23 protein-coding genes and 1 pseudogene are annotated in these 23116 nt (G+C 65.9%); 11 read left to right on the forward strand and 13 right to left on the reverse strand.

Translation table 11 applies throughout. The features are described 5' to 3' along the window. Nucleotides 1–4: 4 nt before the first annotated feature. Nucleotides 5–712 carry an SDR family NAD(P)-dependent oxidoreductase gene (locus QNO06_RS15625; RefSeq protein ID WP_227911955.1) on the reverse strand — a complete coding sequence of 236 codons (708 nt, stop codon included), beginning with the start codon at nucleotides 710–712 and terminating at the stop codon, nucleotides 5–7. Nucleotides 713–813: 101 nt separating this feature from the next. Between QNO06_RS15625 and QNO06_RS15630 the strand changes: the two genes are divergently transcribed. Then, on the forward strand, nucleotides 814–1683 hold the full coding sequence (locus QNO06_RS15630; RefSeq protein WP_227911956.1) for a helix-turn-helix transcriptional regulator: 870 nt from the start codon (nucleotides 814–816) through the stop codon (nucleotides 1681–1683). Nucleotides 1684–1779: 96 nt separating this feature from the next. On the opposite strand, the gene QNO06_RS15635 is transcribed toward QNO06_RS15630, so the two are convergent. Further along, nucleotides 1780–2859 carry a saccharopine dehydrogenase family protein gene (locus QNO06_RS15635; RefSeq protein WP_227911957.1) on the reverse strand — a complete coding sequence of 360 codons (1080 nt, stop codon included), beginning with the start codon at nucleotides 2857–2859 and terminating at the stop codon, nucleotides 1780–1782. An 87-nt stretch (nucleotides 2860–2946) separates the two neighbouring features. Here QNO06_RS15635 and QNO06_RS15640 point away from each other — a divergent pair, with 87 nt between their 5' ends. Next, complete coding sequence (locus tag QNO06_RS15640) at nucleotides 2947–3510, forward strand: TetR/AcrR family transcriptional regulator (protein WP_227911958.1); 564 nt, start codon at nucleotides 2947–2949, stop codon at nucleotides 3508–3510. Nucleotides 3511–3842: 332 nt separating this feature from the next. Here QNO06_RS15640 and QNO06_RS15645 read toward each other — a convergent pair whose 3' ends face one another. After that, nucleotides 3843–4589: an SDR family NAD(P)-dependent oxidoreductase gene (locus QNO06_RS15645; protein WP_227911959.1), complete on the reverse strand. Its 747-nt coding sequence runs from the start codon at nucleotides 4587–4589 to the stop codon at nucleotides 3843–3845. An 84-nt stretch (nucleotides 4590–4673) separates the two neighbouring features. Between QNO06_RS15645 and QNO06_RS15650 the strand changes: the two genes are divergently transcribed. Both QNO06_RS15650 and QNO06_RS15655 read left to right on the forward strand, forming a co-directional pair. Further along, complete coding sequence (locus QNO06_RS15650) at nucleotides 4674–5255, forward strand: TetR/AcrR family transcriptional regulator (RefSeq protein ID WP_227911960.1); 582 nt, start codon at nucleotides 4674–4676, stop codon at nucleotides 5253–5255. 47 nt (nucleotides 5256–5302) lie between these two features. After that, nucleotides 5303–6901: an alpha-amylase family glycosyl hydrolase gene (locus QNO06_RS15655; RefSeq protein WP_227911961.1), complete on the forward strand. Its 1599-nt coding sequence runs from the start codon at nucleotides 5303–5305 to the stop codon at nucleotides 6899–6901. On the opposite strand, the gene QNO06_RS15660 is transcribed toward QNO06_RS15655, so the two are convergent. After that, the gene (locus QNO06_RS15660; protein ID WP_227911962.1) at nucleotides 6869–7243 is read right to left on the reverse strand and encodes a VOC family protein; all 375 of its coding nucleotides are present in this window, start codon (nucleotides 7241–7243) and stop codon (nucleotides 6869–6871) included. The two genes, QNO06_RS15655 and QNO06_RS15660, sit on opposite strands and share 33 nt — an antisense overlap. 71 nt (nucleotides 7244–7314) lie before the next feature. Between QNO06_RS15660 and QNO06_RS15665 the strand changes: the two genes are divergently transcribed. Continuing rightward, complete coding sequence (locus QNO06_RS15665; protein WP_227911963.1) at nucleotides 7315–7623, forward strand: ArsR/SmtB family transcription factor; 309 nt, start codon at nucleotides 7315–7317, stop codon at nucleotides 7621–7623. Between the two features lie 197 nt (nucleotides 7624–7820). Then, a pseudogene (locus tag QNO06_RS15670) lies at nucleotides 7821–8309 on the forward strand (MBL fold metallo-hydrolase); the annotation flags it as partial. Nucleotides 8310–8446: 137 nt separating this feature from the next. Here QNO06_RS15670 and QNO06_RS15675 read toward each other — a convergent pair. The 7 genes from QNO06_RS15675 to QNO06_RS15705 all read right to left on the reverse strand — a co-directional run bounded on the left by QNO06_RS15675 (nucleotide 8447) and on the right by QNO06_RS15705 (nucleotide 16750). Continuing rightward, nucleotides 8447–9457: a lantibiotic dehydratase C-terminal domain-containing protein gene (locus QNO06_RS15675; protein ID WP_227911965.1), complete on the reverse strand. Its 1011-nt coding sequence runs from the start codon at nucleotides 9455–9457 to the stop codon at nucleotides 8447–8449. A gap of 221 nt (nucleotides 9458–9678) precedes the next feature. Further along, nucleotides 9679–11223, reverse strand: a complete 1545-nt coding sequence (locus QNO06_RS15680) for a DUF4832 domain-containing protein (protein WP_227911966.1) — start codon at nucleotides 11221–11223, stop codon at nucleotides 9679–9681. 76 nt (nucleotides 11224–11299) lie between these two features. Continuing rightward, nucleotides 11300–12247: a carbohydrate ABC transporter permease gene (locus QNO06_RS15685; RefSeq protein ID WP_227911967.1), complete on the reverse strand. Its 948-nt coding sequence runs from the start codon at nucleotides 12245–12247 to the stop codon at nucleotides 11300–11302. Beyond that, a complete protein-coding gene (locus QNO06_RS15690; protein WP_227911968.1) occupies nucleotides 12240–13175 on the reverse strand; it encodes a carbohydrate ABC transporter permease in 936 nt (311 codons plus the stop codon). The genes QNO06_RS15685 and QNO06_RS15690 overlap by 8 nt, the downstream gene beginning before the upstream one ends. 4 nt (nucleotides 13176–13179) lie before the next feature. Next, entirely contained in the window at nucleotides 13180–14526 is a 1347-nt protein-coding gene (locus tag QNO06_RS15695) for an ABC transporter substrate-binding protein (protein ID WP_227911969.1), read from the reverse strand. Further along, nucleotides 14523–15806: a Gfo/Idh/MocA family protein gene (locus QNO06_RS15700; protein WP_227911970.1), complete on the reverse strand. Its 1284-nt coding sequence runs from the start codon at nucleotides 15804–15806 to the stop codon at nucleotides 14523–14525. Before QNO06_RS15700 ends, QNO06_RS15695 begins: the two co-directional genes overlap by 4 nt. A gap of 146 nt (nucleotides 15807–15952) precedes the next feature. Then, on the reverse strand, nucleotides 15953–16750 hold the full coding sequence (locus QNO06_RS15705; protein WP_227911971.1) for a DeoR/GlpR family DNA-binding transcription regulator: 798 nt from the start codon (nucleotides 16748–16750) through the stop codon (nucleotides 15953–15955). Between the two features lie 133 nt (nucleotides 16751–16883). Here QNO06_RS15705 and QNO06_RS15710 point away from each other — a divergent pair, with 133 nt between their 5' ends. Together QNO06_RS15710 and QNO06_RS15715 are read left to right on the forward strand one after the other, a co-directional pair. Beyond that, nucleotides 16884–17762 (forward strand): SIS domain-containing protein, encoded by an 879-nt coding sequence (locus QNO06_RS15710; protein ID WP_227911972.1) that lies wholly within the window; start codon nucleotides 16884–16886, stop codon nucleotides 17760–17762. Nucleotides 17763–18164: 402 nt separating this feature from the next. Beyond that, a complete protein-coding gene (locus QNO06_RS15715) occupies nucleotides 18165–18971 on the forward strand; it encodes an Ltp family lipoprotein (RefSeq protein WP_227911973.1) in 807 nt (268 codons plus the stop codon). 89 nt (nucleotides 18972–19060) lie between these two features. Here QNO06_RS15715 and QNO06_RS15720 read toward each other — a convergent pair whose 3' ends face one another. Beyond that, nucleotides 19061–20209 (reverse strand): baeRF2 domain-containing protein, encoded by a 1149-nt coding sequence (locus QNO06_RS15720; protein WP_227911974.1) that lies wholly within the window; start codon nucleotides 20207–20209, stop codon nucleotides 19061–19063. A 192-nt stretch (nucleotides 20210–20401) separates the two neighbouring features. Between QNO06_RS15720 and QNO06_RS15725 the strand changes: the two genes are divergently transcribed. Beyond that, nucleotides 20402–20701, forward strand: coding sequence for a hypothetical protein (locus QNO06_RS15725; RefSeq protein WP_227911975.1), 300 nt, complete (start codon nucleotides 20402–20404; stop codon nucleotides 20699–20701). Nucleotides 20702–20742: 41 nt separating this feature from the next. Here QNO06_RS15725 and QNO06_RS15730 read toward each other — a convergent pair whose 3' ends face one another. Next, nucleotides 20743–21084 (reverse strand): YciI family protein, encoded by a 342-nt coding sequence (locus QNO06_RS15730; protein WP_227911976.1) that lies wholly within the window; start codon nucleotides 21082–21084, stop codon nucleotides 20743–20745. A gap of 237 nt (nucleotides 21085–21321) precedes the next feature. Between QNO06_RS15730 and QNO06_RS15735 the strand changes: the two genes are divergently transcribed. Together QNO06_RS15735 and QNO06_RS15740 are read left to right on the forward strand one after the other, a co-directional pair. Next, on the forward strand, nucleotides 21322–22275 hold the full coding sequence (locus tag QNO06_RS15735; RefSeq protein ID WP_227911977.1) for a carbohydrate ABC transporter permease: 954 nt from the start codon (nucleotides 21322–21324) through the stop codon (nucleotides 22273–22275). After that, nucleotides 22272–23111 carry a carbohydrate ABC transporter permease gene (locus QNO06_RS15740; protein WP_227911978.1) on the forward strand — a complete coding sequence of 280 codons (840 nt, stop codon included), beginning with the start codon at nucleotides 22272–22274 and terminating at the stop codon, nucleotides 23109–23111. Before QNO06_RS15735 ends, QNO06_RS15740 begins: the two co-directional genes overlap by 4 nt. The last annotated feature ends 5 nt before the right edge of the window (nucleotides 23112–23116 follow it).

Here is a 23116-nt window from a genome sequence, read left to right on the forward strand (position 1 = left end):
TTCGTCACCAAGCCACCGGGCCGTCCTTCGAGGTGAAGGTGCCGGACGGTCCCTGCGGTCCTGCCTGGGCCATGGCCACGATGATGCCGGCACCCTCTGCCACCGTCTGGGTGCCGGTATGGCCGTTCAGGTCCGTATCCGTATAGCCCGGGTCCACCGCGTTGACGCGGATGCCGGGAAAGGCTTTGGCGAACTGGATGGTGACGGCGTTGACCACTGCTTTGGACGCCGGATAGGCGATGCCGGGATAGAAGTGGGTATAGCTGTCCGGATCGCTGAGCATGGCGAGGGAACCCAGTCCGCTGGAGACATTCACGATGGCCGGGGTGCTGGAACGCTGCAGCAGCGGCAGGAAGGCGTGACTGACCCGCACCAGGCCGAAAACGTTGGTATCGAAAATCTCCAGCATGGTGTCGGCAGTGGTTTCGGCGGCTCCCAGGATGGAGTTGTCCGGCTGCCTGCCCTCCACGCCCGCATTGTTAATGAGCACGTCCAGCCCGCCGTCGAACTCCACCTGCTTGGCGGCGGCGTCCACCGAAGCCTGGTCGGTGACGTCGAGCTGCACGAAGCGGGCGCCGAGTTCCGCGGCGGCCTTCCGCCCGCGCTCCTCGTCCCGTGCGGCGATGTAGACGGTGTGCCCGGCGGCGAGCAGCCGGCGGGCGGTTTCCTTGCCGAGGCCCTTGTTGGCACCGGTAATCAGTGTGGTTGTCATACCGCCATCCTGATCCCTGTCCGACCCGATAGGCAGGCTCCTGGTTTTCCTAGGAACGCCAGTCCCATGACAAGCCTGTCCGGGCACGGCAGACTGTCCTGATGGAAACGTTGGATCTGGGCCGGGCGGTGTTCCGCTGGCGGAACCGCCTCACCGCCGAAACAGTTGGCGTGCCGGTTGGCGCACGACGCCGCGTGGCCGGGTTGCGCCGGGAGGAACTGGCGGTGCTGGCCGGGATCAGCGTGGACTATCTGGTCCGCCTGGAACAGGGCCGTGCAACCTCACCCTCGGCGCAGGTGGTCGAAGCCCTCGCCCGGGCACTGCGGCTGACGGATACGGAACGCGAACTGATCTTCCGGCTGGCCGGACAGGCTGTTCCGGGAGCGGAACTGATCCCCACCCGGATCCCGCCGAGCATTCAGCGGCTGCTGGACCGGCTCGGCAACAACCCCGTTGCCGTATTCGATGCCACCTGGACCCTGCTCACCGCCAATCAGCCGTACAACGCATTGATGGGCGACACCTCCTCCTGGCGGGGCATTGAGCGCAACACCCTGTGGCGGTTTTTCGTCGGCCCCGGCTCCCGGGCCGTCTCGACGTCGGCTGAACTCGCCGATCTGGAGGCCCGGCTGACGTCGGACCTGCGGATGGCCGCCGCCCGCTACCCCGCCGACCCGCGCCCCGGGCAGCTGGCACGGACCATAGCCCGAGACAGCGAGCGCTTTGCCCGGCTATGGGACGCCGGAAATATCGGCCTGGGCGGGGATCAGCCGCGGCACAAAACCATCCGGCATCCCGACGTCGGCGACCTCGCCTTGGACTGCGACACCCTCACCGTTGCCGGCGACGGACTGCACGTGATGGTCTACACGGCCGAACCCGGCAGCACCGATGCCGACCGCCTGGCCCTGGCCGTGGTGCTGGGCACGCAGCAGATGGCCGGCCCACGGGAGCAGGGCGCAGATAGCTGACGGGCTTCCCGACGCCGGGCGGGCCCCAGCAGATCACGCTGTCCGCCGGCATGGGGTAACTGCCGGAGTGCCAGTGCCCGCACGATGCGGTGGTCCTCAGCCGTCAAGGAAGGTTGCTCCCGCGTCCGTGGCCAGGCCGAGGCCGAGGGCGGCGGCAGGCGTGTAGGCGCCGCGGGGTGCCGTTCCGGCATGAAGGGCCCGGACGACAGCGGTGAGTACGTCGGCGGTGTAGTCCATGGCGTCGTCGGCGCGCAGCCAGCTCTCGCGGCGGGTGCCGTCGGCCCAGTCAATGACGGCGTGGCCCCACGAGTGCGGGCGGGGGCGCGGCGCCCTTCGAGTCTTGCTTGTCGCCATTGAGGTGATCATCATGCGCCTCATCGACGGAATCTGAAGCAGCCGGGACAATAGCGGGAGGGCGGGGCGGATCAACGGCGACGTCGGTGCCAGCGCGGAAGTGAAGTCTATGGTTGGCGCATTACTGGCCTGACGGGCGGCAAAGAGCTCGCCTGAGGGGACCGCAGCGGACTTCACGGTGGTCCCGTCCGGAAGCGCATGATTTCGGAGGTTCGAGCCGAGCGGCACCGGGGTGAGGCGCCCCTCGCGGTAGGCCCGTCCGCCCAGGGCCATCACGTCGACAGCTGTTACGGCGAGCGCCTCCCCCATGACCCCGTCTTCGGACGCGGAGGAGCTCAGCGCATCGATCTGCACCCGCGAAGGATAGGGCATGCCTGCGCAGAGCCGCACGACCAGGGCCTCTGTGGCGAGCACCCCGAAACCGGCACCGCCGATAACCGAGCTGTTCGCGGCGCGGGCCTCGTCATGAAGACCAATGAGGCCCGAGAGGGTGTCGTTGTCGATCGACAGGTCGACGTAGTTGCCGTTCGGCATGCACGCCTTCGCCAGCGGGACCGCGGTCCCGGCATAGGAACCGAGGAGGTTGACCACCACGAGCGGGCGCTCCCGTTGCACTGCGGCCAGCATCTCGGCGAAGCCCGCAAGCCGCCGCGTCCGGATAGGGCCGTCGAGTGTCTCGGCGATCGATGCGAGCCGCTCCGCCGACCTACCCACCAGAACCACTCCGGGGATGCGTGCTGCAGTGAGCCGCCCGGCGAGGGCCCTGCCCACCTTGCCTGTCGCCCCCAAAATCCAGATCTCGTCTATTGGCTTGTCATCCATGTCGTCCTCCATCGCCCATCAATGACGACACTGGGTGCCGTCAGGCCACCCTACGGCACCCAGTGTCGTCATGGATAGACTGGACCTATGCCTCGCTGGAACCCCGACCCGCAAGAGCGGCTTGTCACGGCCGCCGTCGAGCTGTTCCGGCAGCACGGCTACGACTCAGTCACGGTCACCGACATCGCCGAGAAGGCCGGCCTGGCCCGCAGGTCCTTTTTCCGTCACTTCTCGGACAAACGCGAGGTGCTCTTTGCCGCCTCACGCACGAATATCCCTCGGATTACCCGGCTGGTCGAGGAGTACGCCCCGGAAGTGACGGCACGGGACGCCGTCATGGGAGCCCTCGCACAGGTCGGCGATTACCTCCTTGCCGACCCGGCAGCCCAGGCGCTCCGCCAGGACCTCATCGACAACAGCCTCGAGCTTCAGGAACGCGAGCGGACAAAACTGGCCGACATGGCCGCCGCTCTGGCGGCAGGCCTCGCCCTTCGCGGCACCCCTCCGGCAGATGCCCACAGCATCGGAGTCTTCTCCGCCGGGATCTTCCACGCCGCGTACGTGCGTACCCTCAGAAACGGACCATCTGGCTCATTCGCAGACCAGCTTCACGCTTCGGCAGCAGTGATTGCCCGCTTTCTGACGGAATAAACCGGCTCCACAAGACGGACCGCCGGGCAAGCCTTCATTACCCCCACCAATCGTGCACCGCTTTGCTAGGGTCATACCGCGACCGGCAAAGTCATTGAGAGTTTTCCCGTCGACTCGGCCGGCGTACCCACTCGTTGAGGACTGAATCCCCGCCGAAGCATGCCAAGGGGCGGCATCACCCAGGCTCCCCCTGGCGGCAATGGCTGCCGTTCGCCTTGTTCTGCACCGTTGTGCTGGCGATCGTCCTCGCTTCCGCGGTGTCGGCCTGGATTACAACGCCGGGGGAATATCTCTAAGCAGCTGCCACGCTTTTGCCGTACTGCACCCATTCCTCACATCAGCACACCGCCGGATACCTCGATGCGCTCTCCCGTTGCCCAGCGGAACTCAGGCGACACCAGGGCAGCGATCGAATCGGCAATGTCCTCCGGCTCGCCCACCCGCCCCAGGGCGGTCTGCCCGGACAGCGCCTGGCGCATGGCCTCACTGTCGCGCATGGCTCCGCCGTTGAAGTCCGTCGCGGTCGGCCCCGGTGCGATCGTGTTGACCCGGATGCCGCGCGGTCCCAGTTCGGCAGCGAGGCTCCGGGTAAGCGCTTCGAGCGCCTTCTTCGACGCCGCATAAACGGAGGTCGCCGGGCTGACATGCCTGCTGAGCGAACTCGACACGTTCACAATGCTTGCCCCGTCCGCCAGGTGCGGCAGGAAGACCTGCGTGACGAATAGTGGCCCCCGGACGTTGACGGCAAAGGTGGTGTCGAATTCCTCCGCCGTAATAGCCCCCAGTGGTGCGAACAGTCCCACCCCGGCGTTATTGACCAGCACATCGATGGTGGCTGCGTCCCATTCCTGTCCGATGCCGGTAAGCACCGCGACGCGGGCCGCCTCGATGGAGGCGGGGTCCGCAACATCCATCCGGACCGCGATGGCTTCACCGCCGGCGTCGACGATTTCGTCCACGACGTCGCGCGCATCGCCCCGCGCTGCGGCGACCACTTTGATCTTGTTCCGGGCCAGGGCGAGTGCGGTGGCCCGTCCGAGTCCGCGGTTGGCTCCGGTCACGAGGGCTATGCGGGTCATGTCATCTCCTGTAAGTAAATGGATACTTACCGATAAGCTAGTGTGCGGGCACCGGCCGGTCAATACCTATCGAAGGGGAAACAGATGGCACGTGACGCTGAAGCCACGCGGGAGCGGATACTCGCTGCAGCAACCGTGGAGTTTGCCGCCCACGGTTTCGCCGGCGGGCGTGTGGAGCGGATCGCTTCCCAGGCACAGAGCAACGTCCGGATGATCTACGCGTACTACGGCAGCAAAAGCGGCCTGTTTGACGCCACCCTCGCGGAAGCGCTGCGGCGCATGGCCGCGAACGTCCCCCCGCGCCCCGAGGACCTGGCCGGCTGGGCCGGAGACGTATTCGACCACCATCAGCGCTTCCCGGAAGTCCTCCGCCTGAGCATGTGGGCCCAGCTCGAGCGGCCGGAGGCCACCGCCGAGCCGAGCGACATCTACCGCGACAAAACCCTCGCCGTCGCTGCCGCGACCGCCCGCCCACTTTCACCCGTTGACCTTCTGGTTTTCATTTACGCCATCGCGCAGGCCTGGCAGCTCTCGCCGAAAGGGCTTACCGACCTCAACGAAAGAGGTGATGAAGTTGCCGCCCGCCGGCAGGCCGTCGTCACCGCCGTCGAGCGCATGCTGCAGGCCCGCGGGTTTGAAAACCCGCATACCCGAGGCACCAAATGAGCGGGTCCGCGCTGCACGCCCAGCGGGACGGCTAGTGGCAGGATGCCGTGATCTACCAGGTGTACCCGCGGTCCTTCGCCGACGGCGGCGGCGACGGGGTGGGCGACGGGGTGGGCGACTTTGCGGGTCTGCTGGACCGCCTGCCGTACATTGCCTCGCTGGGCGTGGACGGCATCTGGATGACCCCGTTCCAGCCCTCCCCGCAGGTGGACCAGGGGTACGACGTCAGCGACTACTGCGCCGTCGATCCGCTCTTCGGCACCATGGACCAATTCGACCAGCTGCTCGAATCGGCCCACGCGCTGGGGCTGCGGATCTTCCTCGATGTGGTGCCCAACCACTGCTCATCGGAGCATCCGCTGTTCCAAGCCGCCGTCGCCGCCGGGCCCGGCTCACCGGAACGGGCGATGTTCCACTTTTCGGCCGGGAGCGACGACGGCGCCCCGCCGAACAACTGGCAAAGCGTTTTCGGCGGCACCGCCTGGAGCCGGGTGAATCCGAGCTCCGAGACGGACCGGGAGTGGTACCTGCACCTCTTTTCCCCGGAACAGCCGGACTGGAACTGGCGCAACCCGGCGGTGGGCAACTACTTCGAGGGCGTGCTTCGCTTCTGGTTCGGCAAGGGGGTGGACGGCCTGCGGATCGACGTCGCCCACGCGCTGTTCAAAGCCGACGGTTTGCCGGACGCGCCAACCGCGGACCCCGTCGTCGACGGCCTGCGTTCCAACCCGAAAGTCTCCGATCAGGAGGAAGTGCACGAGGTCTACCGGCGCTGGCGCCGCGTTGCCGACTCCTACTCCCCGGGGCGGGTGCTTGTCGGCGAGGTGAACCTGGCACCGGACCGCGCCGCCCGGTACACCCGCCCTGACGAAATGCACCAGGCCTTCGCGTTTGCCTTCGTCAAGCTGGGCTGGGACGCCGCCGCGTGGGCCGCCGTCGGCACCGAACTCGAAGCCGCCCGCAAAGAACACGGGGCGCCGCCCACCTGGGCGCTGGAGAACCACGACATCAGCCGCTCCGTGACACGTTTCGGCGGCGGTGACCGCGGATTTCTTCGGGCGCGCGCCGGCTTGGTTGCCATCCTCGGACTGCCCGGGGGCGCCTACATCTACCAAGGCCAGGAACTCAGCCTTCCCGACGTCGACGTGCCGGTTCACGCCCGGGTGGATCCCATGTGGGCGCGCGGCGGGGTGTCCCGTGACGGGGCCCGCGTTCCGCTGCCCTGGACGACAGCTCCCGAAAATGCCTACGGCTTTTCCCCTCCGGGTGCAGCTGAGCCTTGGCTGCCGCAGCCGGCGTTCTGGGGATCACGGTCCGTGGAAGCGCACCGCGGCGATCCCCATTCGGCCCTGCATCTGGTTACCGGGGCACTTCGACTGCGCACCGAGCTGCTCGCCGAGGGGATTTTCGCGCCCGACGACGCCTGCAGCTGGCATGTCCGGGAGGATGGGTTGCTGCTCTGCGAACGCGGCGATCAGATCCTGCTGGCCGTGGCGATGGGCGATGGACCCTGCCCGCTGCCGGACGGAAACGTCCTGCTGTCATCATCACCCCTGACCCCGGAAGGATTCCTCCCACCCGACACCGCCGTCTGGATCCGCCGGCGCCCGCCCCTAAGCGGACTGGACTTCTACGACGCAGAATAGGTTATTCTCCGGGTCCGCAAGCACGGAAAGGCGCATGCCTGGATGTTCATCCAGCACTTCCCAACGCAGTGTTGCCCCGAGGCCGATGAGGCGTTCGGCCTCGGCCTCCCGTTTCCCCCATTCGACTCGGAAGTCCAGATGCATCTTCTGCTCGTCGGCCGTTGTGGTGGTGCTGCGGTGGAAGTGGAACCGCAGTCCGTTCCCGGCATCGGATGAAAGGAACATGTCGGAGTCATTGCCGGCCGGTTCCCCGCCGACGGCCGCTGCCCAGAAGGAGGCAAGGGCCTGGGGGTTTGCAGCGTTGATCGTGATGCCGGAGAGGCTAAGTTCGGAAGTGCTCAAGGGTGACCTCCAGGTCAACGGAAGAGTTATATCGTTGTTCGTCGATAATCGATGAATGCTAGCATCCCTGTATGCGCGTCGTCGTTCACCCGTCCCTGAAGGACATCCCGGTTCACCAGGTAATGCATGCTCTAGCAAGTCCCGTGCGGCTAGCCGTCGTGAAGGAGCTTCTGGACGGACAGGTGCACCAGGGCAGTGAGTTCGATTTCGGAGTGAGCCAGTCGACGCTGAGCCACCATGTGAAGATCCTCCGCGAGGCGGGCATTGTTCAAAACGATCCCGAAGGGACGCGCTGCCTGATGTCGTTGCGTGCCGCCGAACTGGAAGGACGCTTCCCCGGGTTCGTTGAAATGCTTAGGGTCCTGAGCGCTGCATCCTGACCGCTGCGCACTGAATGAAAAAGCGTTAGGCGGTATCCGTGGCCGTCCCTCCGGAATACGCTGGAAGGGCCGAATTCCAGCTAAGGAGAGTGGCCATGAGCGAACCTGCCAACGGCGGAAACGCCCGCCTGGATGTCGAAGAAACGGTGCGCGAGACCGTGGTTCCCGCCGGGATTGCAGGTCCCGAACCGCTGGCCATGAACGTGCGCTGCTACGCCGTGGCCCAGCCAGCGGGCATTGTCATCATTGATACCGGAATTGCCGACACCGAAGCGGGCATCGCAGCGGCGGTCCGGGCTCTGGGCGGGACCTTCGACGACGTCCGGGACATTGTCCTGACCCATCTGCACCCGGATCATATCGGCTCACTCTCCGCGGTTGCGGCACGGGCTCCGCTGGCCGCCATTTACGCGGGCGGTGCAGACGCGCCGGATATCCGGGCACCGCACGCAATCACTCCCATCAGCGAAGGGACCGCCATCCAGGACTTCAATGTCCTGGCCACCCCGGGCCATACCGAGGGCCATGTGAGCCTCTTCCACGAACCCACGGGAACACTGTTCATCGGTGACGCAGCGGCCTCGGATCAGGGCGACGTCGTCCGCGGGCCTGAGGTATTCACCGCAGATGCCGCCCGCGCCGAGGAATCACTGGAACGCATCGCGGACCTGGGCCCCGCCCGCATCCTGTTTGCGCACGGCGCCGAACTCGAGGATCCGGCCGACGCACTGGCCCGCCTGATTGGCGGTCCCGGTCCGCATCCGCCAGCCGGCCGGCTCTGAAACCGCACGCCCGGCCCGCCGGGGCCGGGCGGTTGTCCTGGTTAGCCCTGGCCGTGAAGCTGGGCTTCCTTCTCCTTGCTCCACGCACGGGCGTAGATACCGAGCGCCGCCTCTTCGCGCAGGGGGATGCCGAGCCGGTTTTGGAGGACTCCGCTAGATGCCAGGGCCAGCCGTTGCGCACTGCGGCTAATCCGCTGCTTGTCCACCCGGTACAAGTACAGATCAATGGTCTGCGCCCAGCGTTTGCGCCAGAGATCCACTGACGGCTCGGAGGCCAGGGCTCCCATCACCCGGTGTGCCGGCGTAATCCTCGGTGCCATCTGCGCCAACATGACCTTGCGGCCCTGTTCCGTCCGTCCGCTGAAGGACGCGGTGCACGCCTGCAAATGCGTGTTCCAGTAAAAGTCCCAGCTGGTGGTTCTGCGGTCCGGCCATACAGCGGACCGGGGGCCGCGCATCATGGCATGGGCGGTGTCAAAGAGGAGCAGGGCCGCCAGCATGGAGCGCATGCTGGGCCGGGGAAAGCGGTTAACCGCCCACAGGGCCAGGTCCATGGACACTTCGGCAACATCGGATGCCAGTTTCAGGCCCTGCGCACCGCCGAACCGCGAAAACGTTGCCTCCATGAGCTCGGGTACCCGTTCCCCGGGCCGGGGCGGATACACGACATCCGACGATCGGGTGAGCTTCACTGCTCCGAGTTTGGCTGTGCTGCCCTCCGCGAGCGCGTGCGCAAACTTCCAGACCCGTTCGACGGTTTCGTGAGTGGCAAGCAGATGCAGCTGCACCGCCGGATGGTCCGGTTCCTTGCTCCGCGAAAAACCGAACCTGTACCCGCCCCAGCTCTGGGCCTTGGCACTAAGCGGAATGACGATATGGCGGATAATTCCATCCCCCGCATACTCCGGCTCTGCACTCTGCTGCCGGGTCCCCTGCTGCGGGTCCGCCGCTATTTCCAGGATGGACCACACGGCGGTGCTGCCGGATTGCTGCTGGATGGGCCGGGTTCCCGGCACTCCGGGAAAAAACTGTGCTTGCGCGGTTTGGCTCATTTAAACCCCAAGATTGTTCGTGCCAATGGTGGTGCGGTTACACCCATCACCAGAGTGTGTTTCAGGGCGGCAAGGTTTGTCCCGCGTAGTGATGGGATACCGCCGCAACGGGAAAGGCAGGCCCTCCGCACAAAGCGGAAGGCCTGCCTTCTATCCGACGGCGGGCAGGGAGCCCCGTCAGGTACGTTGCACCGGGCGCCCCGGCAGAACGGCACCGCCGATCAGGGCACAGCGGCCCCGGCGAAAGCGGGCGCGGCGGAGGGTGCCGCGGCGCGGGGCCCGACGACGACGGCCTGGTTCAGCGCATTTGTGCCGTCGGTTTCATTCCAGGTGCCGAGGTTCGCAGCCTGCACGGCGAACCGGGGATCACCGGCTGTTCGGGCGTCCGACGACGGCAGCGCAAGCGAAAGGGAATAGCTGCCTTCGGCAAGGGCTGCGATCGCCGGATCAGACAGGCTGAGGGTAGTCGAGAGTGTGGTGGTGGTGCCGGCAAGCCAGTGGCGGGCATCGGCATTGGACGTAAACGGCACCGACACGGACGTACCGTCGCTGCCGGTCAGCTGCAGCATGGCTGTCCGCGGGAGATAGGGAGCCGCCCAGCCGTCATTGCGTATATCGACGGAAACCTCAACCGAATCTTCCGCCGGTGTAACGGTGGAAGACTCCATCACGAAGCGGTACCCAAGCCGCTTGGCGGTTTCGGCCAGCGCCGGCTCGCCCCAGGAGTCCAGTACGAGCCGGTTGTAGTCGGTGTTGAGGTAGCTGTAGTGGTACCTGGCGAGTTCCACGGCGGCTGTCTCCCACTCGGAGCGGGAGGGGACCACCTTGCACGTCTCCCCGCCGACCGGAACGTAAACGCTGTCCGCGGCGAGATACTCGTAATCCAGGGTCCGCGGGTCCGACAGGTAGGTTCCTCCGTCGTCGTAATCCGAGAGGAAGCAGTCGTTGTGGTGCCCTATCCGGGCGATGGGTGTATCAGTGAAGGCCTGCTCGGCCGTTACCGCGCTCGACGCGGCCGGCGGAACGTTCAGCAGATGCTGTTTCGTGGCCATGGTGCGCACCTGGACCCCGCGGTCCGCAGGCAGCTCGTCGAGCAGCGCCTGGGTAACGGCGGAGCGGTTAGCCCAGTCCTGCTCGGTCACCACGCCCGGGTTCGCCGGATCGGCCACGAAGTGGTCCGTGTAGTACCCCTCGCCCCACCGTCCGATGAAGCCGTTCTGCACCACAGGAATCACGTCTGCATTGGCGCGCAGCACCGGCCCCAGCTGCTTGATGTGCGCCAGGACGATGTCCAGGGGTGCATCACCGTAGGGCGGGGTGGCGCCGCCGTCATCCCCCACATAAGCAAACCGGGTAATCACCGAGATCCCGGCAGCACGTGCGGTGTCATAGTCCGCCTGAAGCTGTGACAGGACCCGCTCGTCAAGCACCGGATTGGCTGCGAAGTCCTCCAGGTATACAACCCGCAGGATCTGGGTGATGCCCTTGGACCGCAGGCCCGCCAGGTCGGCTTCTGTCAGCGGGGTGTTCTGCTCCGGTTTGGCCGTATTGAAGTGCGTCGCGGTGTGGTGGTAGAAACCGCGCTGCGGATTCGCAATCACCGAGTCGCTGGGTTCATAGGCAACGGTGCTGGCCGCGTCGCCGGGAACGGAGACGGAAACGCCGGGCGGCCCCTCCCCCGGGATTCCGACGGCGACCGCGGCCGCCGTCGGGTCCGCTGCGGTGACAAGACCGGCAACTAAAAGGACTGCTAAGGATCGTTTCATGATTCTCCAGGTACCTAGGGTTATTCCAGGGGGGGTTACTTGGGAGGGAAACTTGAGGGAGTTGCTGGAGGAAGGGTTACTTGAGGCCGCTCGAGGCCAGGCCGTCAATCACGCGCCGCTGCAGCAAAATGAACATCAGCAGCACCGGCGCCATGGCGAGCAGGCTTGCCGCCATCACCACCGGATAGTCGGTGGTCCGGTCACCGATCAGGGTCGCGAGCCCGGCGGACAGGGGCATCCGGTCGCTGAACGTGGTGACCACCAGCGGCCATAGCAGTTCGTTCCAGGACCAAAGCACCGTGGTGATGGCCAGGACACTGATGGTGGGCCGGGCCAGCGGCAGCATCACCCGCCAGAAGATCTGGAACGGGTTGGCGCCGTCCAGGCGGGCGGCCTCCTCCAGTTCCGCCGGCATGGACAGGAACGCGGTGCGCATCAGGTAGGTCCCGAAGGCGCTGAACAGCCCCGGCAGGACCAGGCCGCCCACACTGTCCAGCAGCCCCAGGCCCTGCACAATCTGGTACTGGGACAGCAGGTACACCTGCGAGGGCACCATCAGGATGGACAGCACCAGGGCAAGGAGGACCGACCGGCCGCGGAACCGCATCCGGGCAAAGGCGTAGCCGGCCAGGGTGCAGAAGAGGATCTGTGCCATGGTGCGGATCACGGTGATCAGCACGGAGTTCTGCAGCTGGTCCAGGAACGGCAACCGCTCGAAGACCTCGGCGTAGTTGGACCACTGCAGTTCCGCCGGCCAGAACACCGGCGTGACGCTTTGAACCTCCGCGTTGGTGGAAAGTGACATCACAATCTGCCACAGGAACGGGAAGGCCATCACCAGCGCGCCCAGCCCGAGAACGAGGTGCGCCACAACGTGGGACCCGCCCCGCCGTCGTGCGCGCCGCCGTGCCTGTGCCTTCACAATCCGGGCCGGCCGCTGCCCGTCGCCGGTACGAACATCCGCGCCGGAGGCCGCGGGCACAACAGCGGAGGGCGTGCGCGCCGGCAGTAGTCGGTCAGTCACTTTGCACCCACTTCTTCTGGAATCGGAACTGCAGCAGGGTGACGACGCCGATGATCAGCAGGATCACCATGGCGATGGCCGCGGCGAAGCCCTTGTCGTTGTTGACGAAGCCTTCCCGGTAGAAGAAGTACACAAGGGACATGCTTTTGGGCAGGACCGGGTTGCTGCTGCCCAAGATGGCGTAGAGCAGGTCAAAGAGCTGGAAACTGGATATGACCGTCACGATGGTGACGAAGAAAACACTCGGTGAGAGCAGCGGAACGGTGATGTTCCGGAACTGTCCCCAGCGGCTCGCGCCGTCGAGCTCGGCCGCTTCATACAGTTCCGGCGGAATGTTCTTCAGCCCGGCCGCGAGCACAATCAGGCTGAACCCTAGCGAGGACCACAGGCCCACCACCGCTACCGCCACCATCGCGAAAAACGGGGTGCTGATCCAGTAGGGCCCGTCGATGCCCAGGAACCCCAGGCCGTAGTTCACCAGCCCGAAGTCGCCGTTGAAGATCATCCGCCACACCATCGCCACCGCGGTGGGCATGGCAACGTAGGGCAGGAAAAACAGCACCCGGTACACCGCTGCGAAACGCAGGCCCGGCAGGTTGAGCAGGCTGGCCAGGTACACCGCAATGGGAATACCCAGCATCACGATGCCGGTGTAGAGCAGCGTGTTGCCCAGGGAGCGGTACAGCTGGGGGTCCGTGAACAGCTCGACGTAATTCTCGACGCCGGAGAAAGCGGATCCGCCGAACGGTCCCGTTTCGGTGAACGAGGTGCCCACGGTCTGCACAATCGGCCAGAGGTAGAAGACACTGATTCCGAGCACCAGGGGTGCAATGAAGAGCCACGGCCACGGTCCGTCCCCGCCGAAGCGCCGACGGCGGACCGCCGGGGACAGCGGGGGCGGACCGGAGCCGCGTTCAACTGTTGTCATGGGATTATTCCTCGGCCAGGGCCGCGTCCATCTGGGTGGCGAGATCCGCCGAGATCTTCTCCACGGGTTGCTCACCGGAGAAGGCCTGCGGCAGCAGATCGGTCTCCAGTGCGTTCCACGCCGCCGAGTTCTTGCTCACCGGCAGCGGCTGCGCGTAATCGAGGGCATCCAGGAAGATCTGCAGGTTGGCGTTGGGCATGGAGCCCGTAAATGCGCTCTGTGTCCCTTCGAAAGCGGGAATGACCGCACCCGCATCACCTTGCTGCTGCTGCGCGTCCTTGCTGGCCAGGAAGGCCTGCAGCGCCTGGGCGGCCTGCTTCTCCTTGGACCCCGCGGATACTACGTTGGCCAGGCCGTGGATCACGGTGGCCTGCTTCTCGCCCTGCGGCAGCGGCAGGACCACAACGTTTTCTTCCAGTTCCGTGTCGGTCAGCGCGGAGCGGAACCAGCTGCCGCCCCAGTACATGGCGAGCTTGCCGGAGGTGAACCACTGGTCTGCGGTGGTGTCGGTGAGCTGCTGGATGTTCGGGGAGCCGCCGCTGGCGATCAGGTCGGTCCAGAACTGGAGCCCGGCCTGCGTTTCCGGTGAGGCGTACCCCGATTTTCCGTCCTCAATCACGGTACCGCCGGCTTGGAGGATGGTGTTGTAGTACGTGGTCTGCCCGTCCATTCCCCCGGCGCCGCCGTACTCGCCGTCGGCCGCCAGCGCCGTTGAAATGTCCGTTGCCGTTTTCTGGAACTCGTCCCAGGTCCAGTCGCCGCTGGGCAGTTCGACGCCGGCCTTCTCGAAGAGTGCCTTGTTGGCCCAGATGCCGATGGTGTCCATGTCCTTGGGCACCCCGTACTGCACGTCGTCGATGGTGTAGAGGTCCACCAGCGCCTCCGGATAGTTGGCCGGATCAATGTCGCCGGCTTCCACTGCGCCGGTGATCGGCTCCAGCTTGCCGTTGGAGGCGTACAGGCCGATGTTCGGGCCGTTGATCCAGAAAAGGTCCGGGAGGGTGTCGCTGGAGGCTTGGGTCTGAAGCTTGGTCCAGTACTCCGCGTAGGGGGTGACGTTCACGGTCACCTCGATGTTGGGGTACTCCTCGTTGAACGCGTCGATGTTTTCCTCGATCGCGTCCACCTGGTTCTTGTCCCACACCCCGTAGGTGATGGACGCGCTCAGGTCCTTGTCCGGGGCCGCATACTCCGCGGGTTCATCAGAGGCCGCGTTGGAGCCGCATCCGCTGGCGGCCAGGGCAAGTCCGACGCCGAGCGCGACGCCGGCGGAGGCGCGCCGGGCGGGCGGACGGCCGGGGACGTGCCCGGCAAAGGTACGCCGGACGGCAGAAGGGAACATGTTTCTCATCGGAAAGTCCTTCCAAGGGTGGATTGCGAGGAGTGGGTAAAGGCGGGGGGCGGGGGATCCGCCGGGGATGATGGCCGGGAGAAGTGCCCGACGATGTGCTCCGGCAGAGCGGGAACGTCCAGCGGCCGTGAGCCGCTGCGCAGGGATTCGGCTGCCAGATAACCGGCGGCAACCGCTTCGCGGGCTGCAACCGGGCTGACCAGTGTGGGGGTGCCGTCCAGCAGGGTGTCGAAGAATTCGGTCATCGTGAGCAGGTCCGCGTCTTCGTGCCCGCTGGCGGCGCCGTCGATGGGATATTCGACGTCCCCGGCGCCCTGCCATTCGTGGCGCCGGTTCCAGACCATGATCACGCCGCCGGCGGTGTCGCCGTGGTTCTCCAGCCTGCCCTCGGTGCCGATCACCGTGTAGTTGCGCCAGTAGTCGGGCGTGAAATGGCACTGCTGGTAACTGGCCATCACGCCGTTATCCAGCGTCATCAGCATCATGGACACGTCCTCCACGTCCACTACCGGGTTCAGCCCCGTCTGCTTCTCCGGCGGCCAGTTCTCGTAGGAGAACCAGTCGGGCATGGTTTCGCCGTGGCGGCTGCGGCGGTCGGTGATGCCGCCGTAGACCATCAGCTCCCCCATGCCCACCACCCGCCGGGTGTAGCCCGAGGCAAGGTAGTGGATCACGTCAAGGTCGTGGCTGGCCTTCTGCAGCAGCAGGGTGCCCGTCTTGGACCGGTCGGCGTGCCAGTCCTTGTAGTAGTAGTCCCCGCCGTTGCCGACAAAGTGGCGCACCCATACGGCCTTGACCTCGCCGATTTCGCCGCGGCTGATGACCCCGCGCATGGCCCGGACCACGCCGGAGTGCCGGAAGTTGTGGCCTACATAGAGCAGGGTGCCGGTTTCGGCGGCCGCGGTCAGGACCCGGTCCGCGCCCTCGAGCGTGATCGCCAGGGGTTTCTCCAGATAGGCGGCGATCCCGGCGGCCAGCAGCTTCAGGGCGATCTCTTCGTGCGTGTGGTCCGGCGTGGTCACGAGCGCGGCGTCGATGCCGCCGCCGGCAATCAGGGAGTCAACGTCGAAGTGGAGTGCGGCCTCGGGATAGGCGCGCCGGGCACGGCCGCGGCCGGCGTCGTCCGGTTCCACGACGGCGACGACGCGGGCCCCGGGACGGGCGGAAGCCACGTGTTCGGCAATGGCGGCGCGGGCGCCGAACCCAATGACGGCTACCCGCGGTGAGGTTTCGGCGGGCGCAGTTTCGCTGGTGCGCTGGGTGTCCCGGTCGATGTGCATGACGTCATCCTGCATTAGATGCACGGATTTGTCACGAACTATCTCAAATTGATCATCTTCCGGCAGGAACGCGGGCGCAACCGTGCACTGTGCACGCCCCGCACGCCCCGCGGCGGGCGCCGGCGGGTGCGCCTTTGGGCGGCCGGCTACTTGCCGGCGTCGGCGACGATGACCTCTACCCCGGCGTTGGCCAGTTCGGCGGCGAAGTCCGGTGCAACGGGCTGGTCCGTGACCAGGGTGTCGATGCCGGCCAGCGGGCAGATGCGGGCGAAGGTGCTGCGGCCCAGCTTGGTGGAGTCGGCGGCGATCACCACCCGGCGGGCAACCGCCGCGATTTCCCGGCTGGCTTCCGCTTCCCCTTCATGCAGGGTGGTGGCGCCGAAGGCTGCGCTGAGCCCATCCACCCCCAGGACGGCTAAGTCCATGCTGAAGTCCTTCAGCGAGTTGGCAACCAGGGGGCCGATCAGTTCATAGGACTGGCGGCGCGGCACCCCGCCGGTCACCACGATTTTGATGTGCTCGCGCACCGACATTTCGTAGGCGACGTTCAGCGCATTGGTCACGATGGTGACTCCGGGCGAGTCGCCATCGGGGTGCAGCCGCTCGCTGCGGCCCAGCATCCGGGCTACTTCGCTGGTGGTGGTGCCGCCGTTGAGGCCCACCGACTGCCCAGGCTGGATGAGGTCTGCCACGGCCCGGGCAATGGCCACCTTCGCGTCGGCCTGGCGGGCGATCTTGTACTGCAGCGGTAGTTCGTAACCGGAACCGAGGGCGGAAGCGCCGCCGTGGGTGCGGGTGACCAGGCGCTGTTCGGCCAGGGTGTTGAGGTCGCGCCGCACGGTGGCTGTGGATACCCCCAGCACATCGCTCACCTCGGCGATCGACACACTTCCCCGTTCGCTCACTAGGTCAAGGACAACATTCAGGCGCTGCTGCTGGGTCATGCTCGGGCCAACCTTTCGTTATCCGTTCATATTCTCACAGCCAGCCTTGCTAATCGTGATTGATTCTGCTCAACTATCCACATATCGATCAAAACCAGTCTTTTATTGGTGCAGAGCAGACCGAAAGAAGCCCATGCCTTCCTCCTTCGTAGAAGCAGAAATAGCCTCCCAGCCCGAAACCTGGCGGCTTGCCGCCCAGCTGGTCCCCGAGATTGCCGGCCGGCTGCCCCGCCGCGGCGAGCGGGTAGCGGTGGTTGGATGCGGCACCAGCTGGTTCATGGCCATGTCCTACGCGGTGCTGCGGGAGCGTGCCGGCCACGGGGTGACCGACGCCTGGGCGGGCAGTGAATACCCGGCGGGCCGGGACTATGACCGGATTATTGCCATCTCCCGCTCCGGCACCACCACCGAGATCGTTGACCTCCTCAAGACGCTCGGCCCGGTCCCCACCACACTCATCACGGCCGTGGCCGAATCCCCCGGAGCTGAAGCAGCGGATGATGTCATCGCCATGCCGTTTGCGGATGAGCAGTCCGTGGTGCAGACCCGGTTCGCGACGTCGGTGCTGACACTGCTGCGCGTCCACCTCGGCGAGGACGTTGAACCGCTCATCGCAGATGCTCAGTTGGCGCTGGACATCCCCGTGGACAAGCTGCTCGCAGCCAACCAGTGCACGTTCATCGGCCGCGGATTCGCCGTCGGCCTCGCGTTCGAGGCGGCCCTGAAGACGCGGGAGGCCGCCCAGTACTGGTCCGAGTCCTATCCGGCCATGGACTACCGGCACGGTCCCATTGCGATCGCAGAACCCGGCCGGCTGGTGTGGAGCCTGGGCGAGCCGCCCGCCGGGCTGGCCGACGACGTCGCCGCGACGGGCGCGCGGTTCGTACACCATGACCTGGATCCGCAGGCGGCCCTCGTGGTGGCCCAGCGCTTCGCCGTCGGCCTGGCCGTGTCGCGGGGCCTGGATCCGGACCGCCCGCGTTCCCTCACCCGGTCCGTTGTCCTTTCCTGACGCTCCGGGCGGCGTGCTGCCCAACCTGTAAAGGAAATTCTGCGAACAATCCGGGATATTGCGGAACCCGGCATCTCCGTGAAAGGAAACCCGGGCGGGAAAAACATCCGGACGGGAAATTGTGGGCTAGGATAACTGCGCGACCATTCGCCCGTGCCAATTTGGCTTGCCACATTCATTAATTTGGCTTACTGCGCCCGACGATCCCCCACCGATTCGGCGTACCCAAAAGGCGGAGCCATTTCTCCGGCTCCTTACGTCTATTTGATCGGATTGCACGGCTTATCTGCAAGGGCACACCTGCGCTGGTTTCACCTGACGGTGAACCGCAATGGTGCAAGTCCCTGCAGATTCAACTACCAAAGCATGAATTACCGCAGCACCGGAAAGGCAATACCCTTAATGAGCACCACCACAACCGAATATATGCCCGTTACGACCCCCCAGAAATCCTTTGTCGTAACATGGGTGCTTGCACTGCTGCTTGGCAACTTGGGCATCGACCGCTTTTACCTAGGCAAGATCGGCACCGGCGTCTTGAAGTTCCTTACGGCCGGCGGTTTCGGCATCTGGACGCTGGTAGACCTGATCATCACCCTGACCGGGAACCAGAAGGACAAGCAGGGCCGCCCGCTCGAGGGCTACAAGCAGAACAAGAAGACCGCCTGGATTGTCACCGTTGCCCTCTGGGTTGTCGGCGCGATTGTTTCGATCGTCATGGTCTCCACTGGCCTGCTGGCCATCGGATCGGCCGTCGAAGACTCGCAGGCAGCGTCCAAGCAGAGCAACGAGAGTGTCGTTCCGGCCCAGGCGCCCGTCGCACCCGAGGCGAAGACCGCCGCTCCGGACGCCCCCGCCCCGGCCGCAGCCCCCGCACCCGCACCCGCACCCGCTAAGGCGGAGTCTGTCCCGTCCGAGTTCAAATCGGCACTGACGAAGGCGGAGATGTACTCCAACATAATGTTCATGAGCAAGGCGGCGCTTTACACCCAGCTGACCTCCGAGTACGGCGAAAAGTTCTCCCCGGAGGCAGCCCAGTACGCCATCGACAATGTGAAGGCGGACTACAACGCCAACGCACTGGAGAAGGCACGGATGTACCAGGACGAGATGGCAATGTCGCCCGACGCAGTCCGTGAGCAGCTGGTGAGCGAGTACGGCGAAAAATTCACGCCCGAAGAGGCCGACTACGCCATGCAGAACCTGTAGCAGCCTGACCCGCCGGAAACATCCGGCGCTGTTGAGATAGCCGGAAGCGCTCCTTGCTTCCGGCTATCTTCTTGCCCGGAGGCCGGCGCCTAGGTCGCGTTGGCTCCCGGAGCTTCGGGGCCAACAGGCCAGCGCAGCAGTGCGGCGAGGTCGGAGCCGCCGGGCAGGACGCCGTCGGGCACCAGAAGGAGATTCGCGTCCGTCAGGGCCGCCGCGCGCAGCAGCGCCGATGAGGCAGGAACCTGCCCCAAGACTTCCGCGCCCAGCGCCTGTTCCTCGGCGGTGGCCAGCCACGGCTCGGCGCCCAGCGCCAGCAGGTGGCGGTCGGCCAGCGCACTGTCATTCAGGATCAGCGTGTCCACCTGGGCCTGCTGGAGTGCCTGCACCACAGCTCCCATGCCGGTGGCCGACTCGGGATTGGCCTGCCCTTCCTGCAGGGCAAGCCGGTCCATGATCTGTTCCTGTTCGGCCGCCCACTGCAGGGCAAGGCGTTCCTGGACCTCATCCTCGAACTGCTGCTGGTGCGGGTCCTCAGGGCGAAGCTCGGAATCAATCATGCTGACCAGCGGTTTGTGGCCCTCGGCCAGCTGGTCCCGCACCAACCCCCGGGCGCGGACGTCGCCGGCCAGCACAATCAACCGGGCGCCGCTGCTGTCCACAATCCGGTCGATTGATCCGGCAACTTCATCAGCGTTCCGGCGCCAGGTTTGCTCGGTCCTGCGCTGCTGCTTGTCCTGCGCCCAGCCCTCACCGGCGGGAAGCTTGCTGATGTCGTCGCTGGACCCCTCGACACCCGCCACTGTCCCGGGTCCGGGACGGCCCGCGTATTCCAACCGGATCTCAGCGTCCTCCCGCGTTGCTTCCACAACGATGTACGGGAACTCCTCGGGACGGTGCTTGAACAGCGGCAGCAGGTCCGGAACGGGTCCCACAGCAACCTGCATGGGGGCCACCAGCGGGCCGGGCAGCAGCTCGTTCAGTTCCACCACGCCGTCCCGGACAAGGACAAAACGCGAGATTGGCGCGGGCAGCCCGCGGGCGGGATCCACCGCACCTTCCATGGCCTCCTGATCCTCCGGCGTCGCCCCCTGCTCCCCCAGCCCCGCCCGGACGTCACCGGACCGGGCTGCGGCGGCTTCGGCGCCCTGCGCTCCCCCGGCCCCGGCATCGACATAGGCAACACACCACGGCCCCTGTTTCCGATAGAGATCCGCAAATTTGTGGAGGTGCTCCGTCATGTCGATCTCCTTCCCGCACAGAGGCGGCCGCACATCGAATCAACCCGTGCCTCTAGCTAACACCGGTTCAACCGGCAGCTAAAGGGCTGCGGGGGCCGAAGGCACGCTTCCGCCCCACCCCGTCCTTTCGCCCGGACCAAACCTGTTCGGCAGGCTAGGGAAGCGCGGCCCCGGATGTGGTTGGTTGGGGCCATGGCGAACGAAAACGCCCAACGGGCCTCCCTCCAGCGCCAGCTGGACTCGATGAACCGCCGCATCCAAGACCACCCTTTGAACTCCGAGAAATTCACCAGGGCCCGCGCACTGGTGAAAGAGTCCTCCGTGGAGGACCGCGTCGAAGTCAGCGCAACCCTCCGCGAACAGGGGCTGCCCGGTGTGGGCGCCCAGATGCGGATGCTGGCGCTGGGCCTGCCGTCGTTGGCGCGGTTGAACCGCAAACGCCTGCGCCTGGAAAACATGCTCAGTGAGCTTGATGCCGGCGGGCCAAACTAACGCCGCTGCCGACGACGACGCACGCGGCTTCAGCGGCACGGTCAGCTTTCGGGATCATCCATGAACAGGCGTACCTCCTGCGCGCACCGGCATCCCTGCGCAATCTTCGCCGCCCAGTCCAGCGCTGCCTCGCGCGAGGGCACCTCCAGCACGGCGTAGCCGCCTTCGATCTGCCGCGTCTGCGGATAGGTGCCCTCGATGACGGTCCCGGCGCCGTCGACCATCACCGGGGGAACACTTTCATCAATACCGCCGCCGAACACCCACACTCCGGCGTCTTTGGCCTCCCGGACCACCGCATGGGCGGCATCCGACACCGCCGACAGGTCCCCCGTGGGAACAACCATGGCGCTGCTGGGAAATGAAATCAGGTACTTGGGCATCGAACCGGCTCCTTCAGTAAGGCGGAAATGCGGCCCATTGTTTCCCAGGAGGACGCAGGGCGCGAGCGTTCCGTGCCCTGCCCGCCGGGAGGAACGAAACTATTGACACCCCCGTGAGCCGGTGGCACAGTCGCGGACACTGGCTGTAAACGTTTACAACACTCAAAGGAGAGCGTTGGTCCGGGTCACCATCACACAGGCTGCCGCGCAGGCGCGCCCTTCCAATGGGGCAGCCGAATGAGCACCACCGCCACCAGGACCACCCGCGAAACACCGCCGCCGCCACGGGCCGGGAAGCGGGTTGGCCACCGTGCCCGCGCCCAGCGGCGCGAAGCGGTGGCCCTGGTGATTCCCGCCCTGCTTCCAATCATCATCTTCTCCGTCATCCCGCTCGTTAGCGGCGTGGCCCTCGGCTTCACCGACACCACCCTGAAGCGCAACGCAGAGATCAACTTCATCGGGTTCGGGAACTTCATTGAATTGTTCGTCGACCACCGTTTCTGGGGATCGTTCGGCATCGGCATAGTCTGGGCCGGCGCCGTCGCGCTGCTCACCCTGGTCTCCGCCATGGGCCTGGCACTGCTGCTCAACAGCGACCTGCGGCTGAAGGGCCTGACCAGGGTGCTGGCCCTGATCCCCTGGGCCATGCCGCCGGTGGTCACCGCCATTGTGTGGCGGATGATCTACAACCCCAACTCCGGTCCCCTGAACGGCGCCCTCCAAGCGGTGGGTATTCCCGGGGCCAACTGGCTGGGAGACTTCTCCACCGCACTGCCCGCTGTCATTGTGGTGGGCGTGTGGGCGGGCATCCCGCAGACAACTGTGCTGCTGCTGGCCGGCATGCAGTCCATTTCCACCGAACAGCAGGAAGCGGCGGCCGTAGACGGCGCCGGGGTGTTCCGCCGGTTCTGGCACGTCACCCTCCCGGCCCTGCGCCCCATTGTCCTGGCCGTCACCGCCCTGGACTTCATCTGGCAGTTCAACTCCTTCGGCCTGATCTACGTCCTCACCGAAGGCGGCCCCGGCGGCCGCACCATGATCCCGCCGCTGTTCACCTATCTGGAGGCGTTCCGGAACCGTGAAATCGGCTATGCCTCGGCGATGGGAGACGTGCTCGTGATCGCGATCCTGCTGATTCTCTCGCTCTACCTCATCAACCAGTTCCGCCAGGCGAAGGGAGCACGGCCATGATCACCCGGCGCCCCTGGTACGGAACGGCGCTGATGTACGCCGCGCTGGCGGGCTTCCTCGTTTTCCTCGGCTTCCCGCTGCTGTGGCTGCTCTCGGCGTCGTTCAAGTCATCGGGCGAACTGAACTCGCTGGCCATTAACCTGCTGCCGGCCGAATGGGATTTCAGCAACTACGCCTCCGCCCTGGCACGGCAGAACCTGCTGCCGGCGGCCGGGAACTCGCTGCTGGTATCCCTTGCCACCATGGTGATCACCGTGCTGCTCTCCATGCCGATGGCCTACGCCCTCGCCCGCCTCAAGGGCCGGCTGCGCGCGGCGGGCACGGTGTGGATCCTGACCAGCCAGGTCTTCCCGTCCATCCTCATCATCATCCCGCTGTTCCTGGTGCTGCGTTCCATCAACCTCAATGACACCCTGTTCGGCCTGATCCTCGTCTACGTCACCTTCACCCTGCCGTTCACACTGTGGATGCTGCAGGGCTACGTCGCCGCCATACCGGCGGATCTCGAGGAGGCCGGTGAAATGGACGGCGCGTCCCGCTTCACCATCCTGCGGAGGATCGTCCTCCCCCTGCTCGCACCGGGACTCGTGGCGACGGCGATGTTCACGTTCGTCTCGGCGTGGAATGAGTTCTTCCTCGCCCTGGTCCTGCTGCAAAGCCCGGAGCTCTACACCCTGCCCATCGCCCTGCGCTCCTTCCTGGGCGCCGAAGGGCAGACCCAGCTGGGGCCGCTGGCCGCCGGAGCAATCCTCGCGACCATCCCCTCGCTCATCATCTTCACCATCCTGCAGAAGAAACTGACCGGCGGAATGCTGGCCGGCGCGGTCAAGGGCTGATGGCC

The organism is Arthrobacter sp. zg-Y20 (assembly GCF_030142075.1).
GTDB lineage: Bacteria > Actinomycetota > Actinomycetes > Actinomycetales > Micrococcaceae > Arthrobacter_B.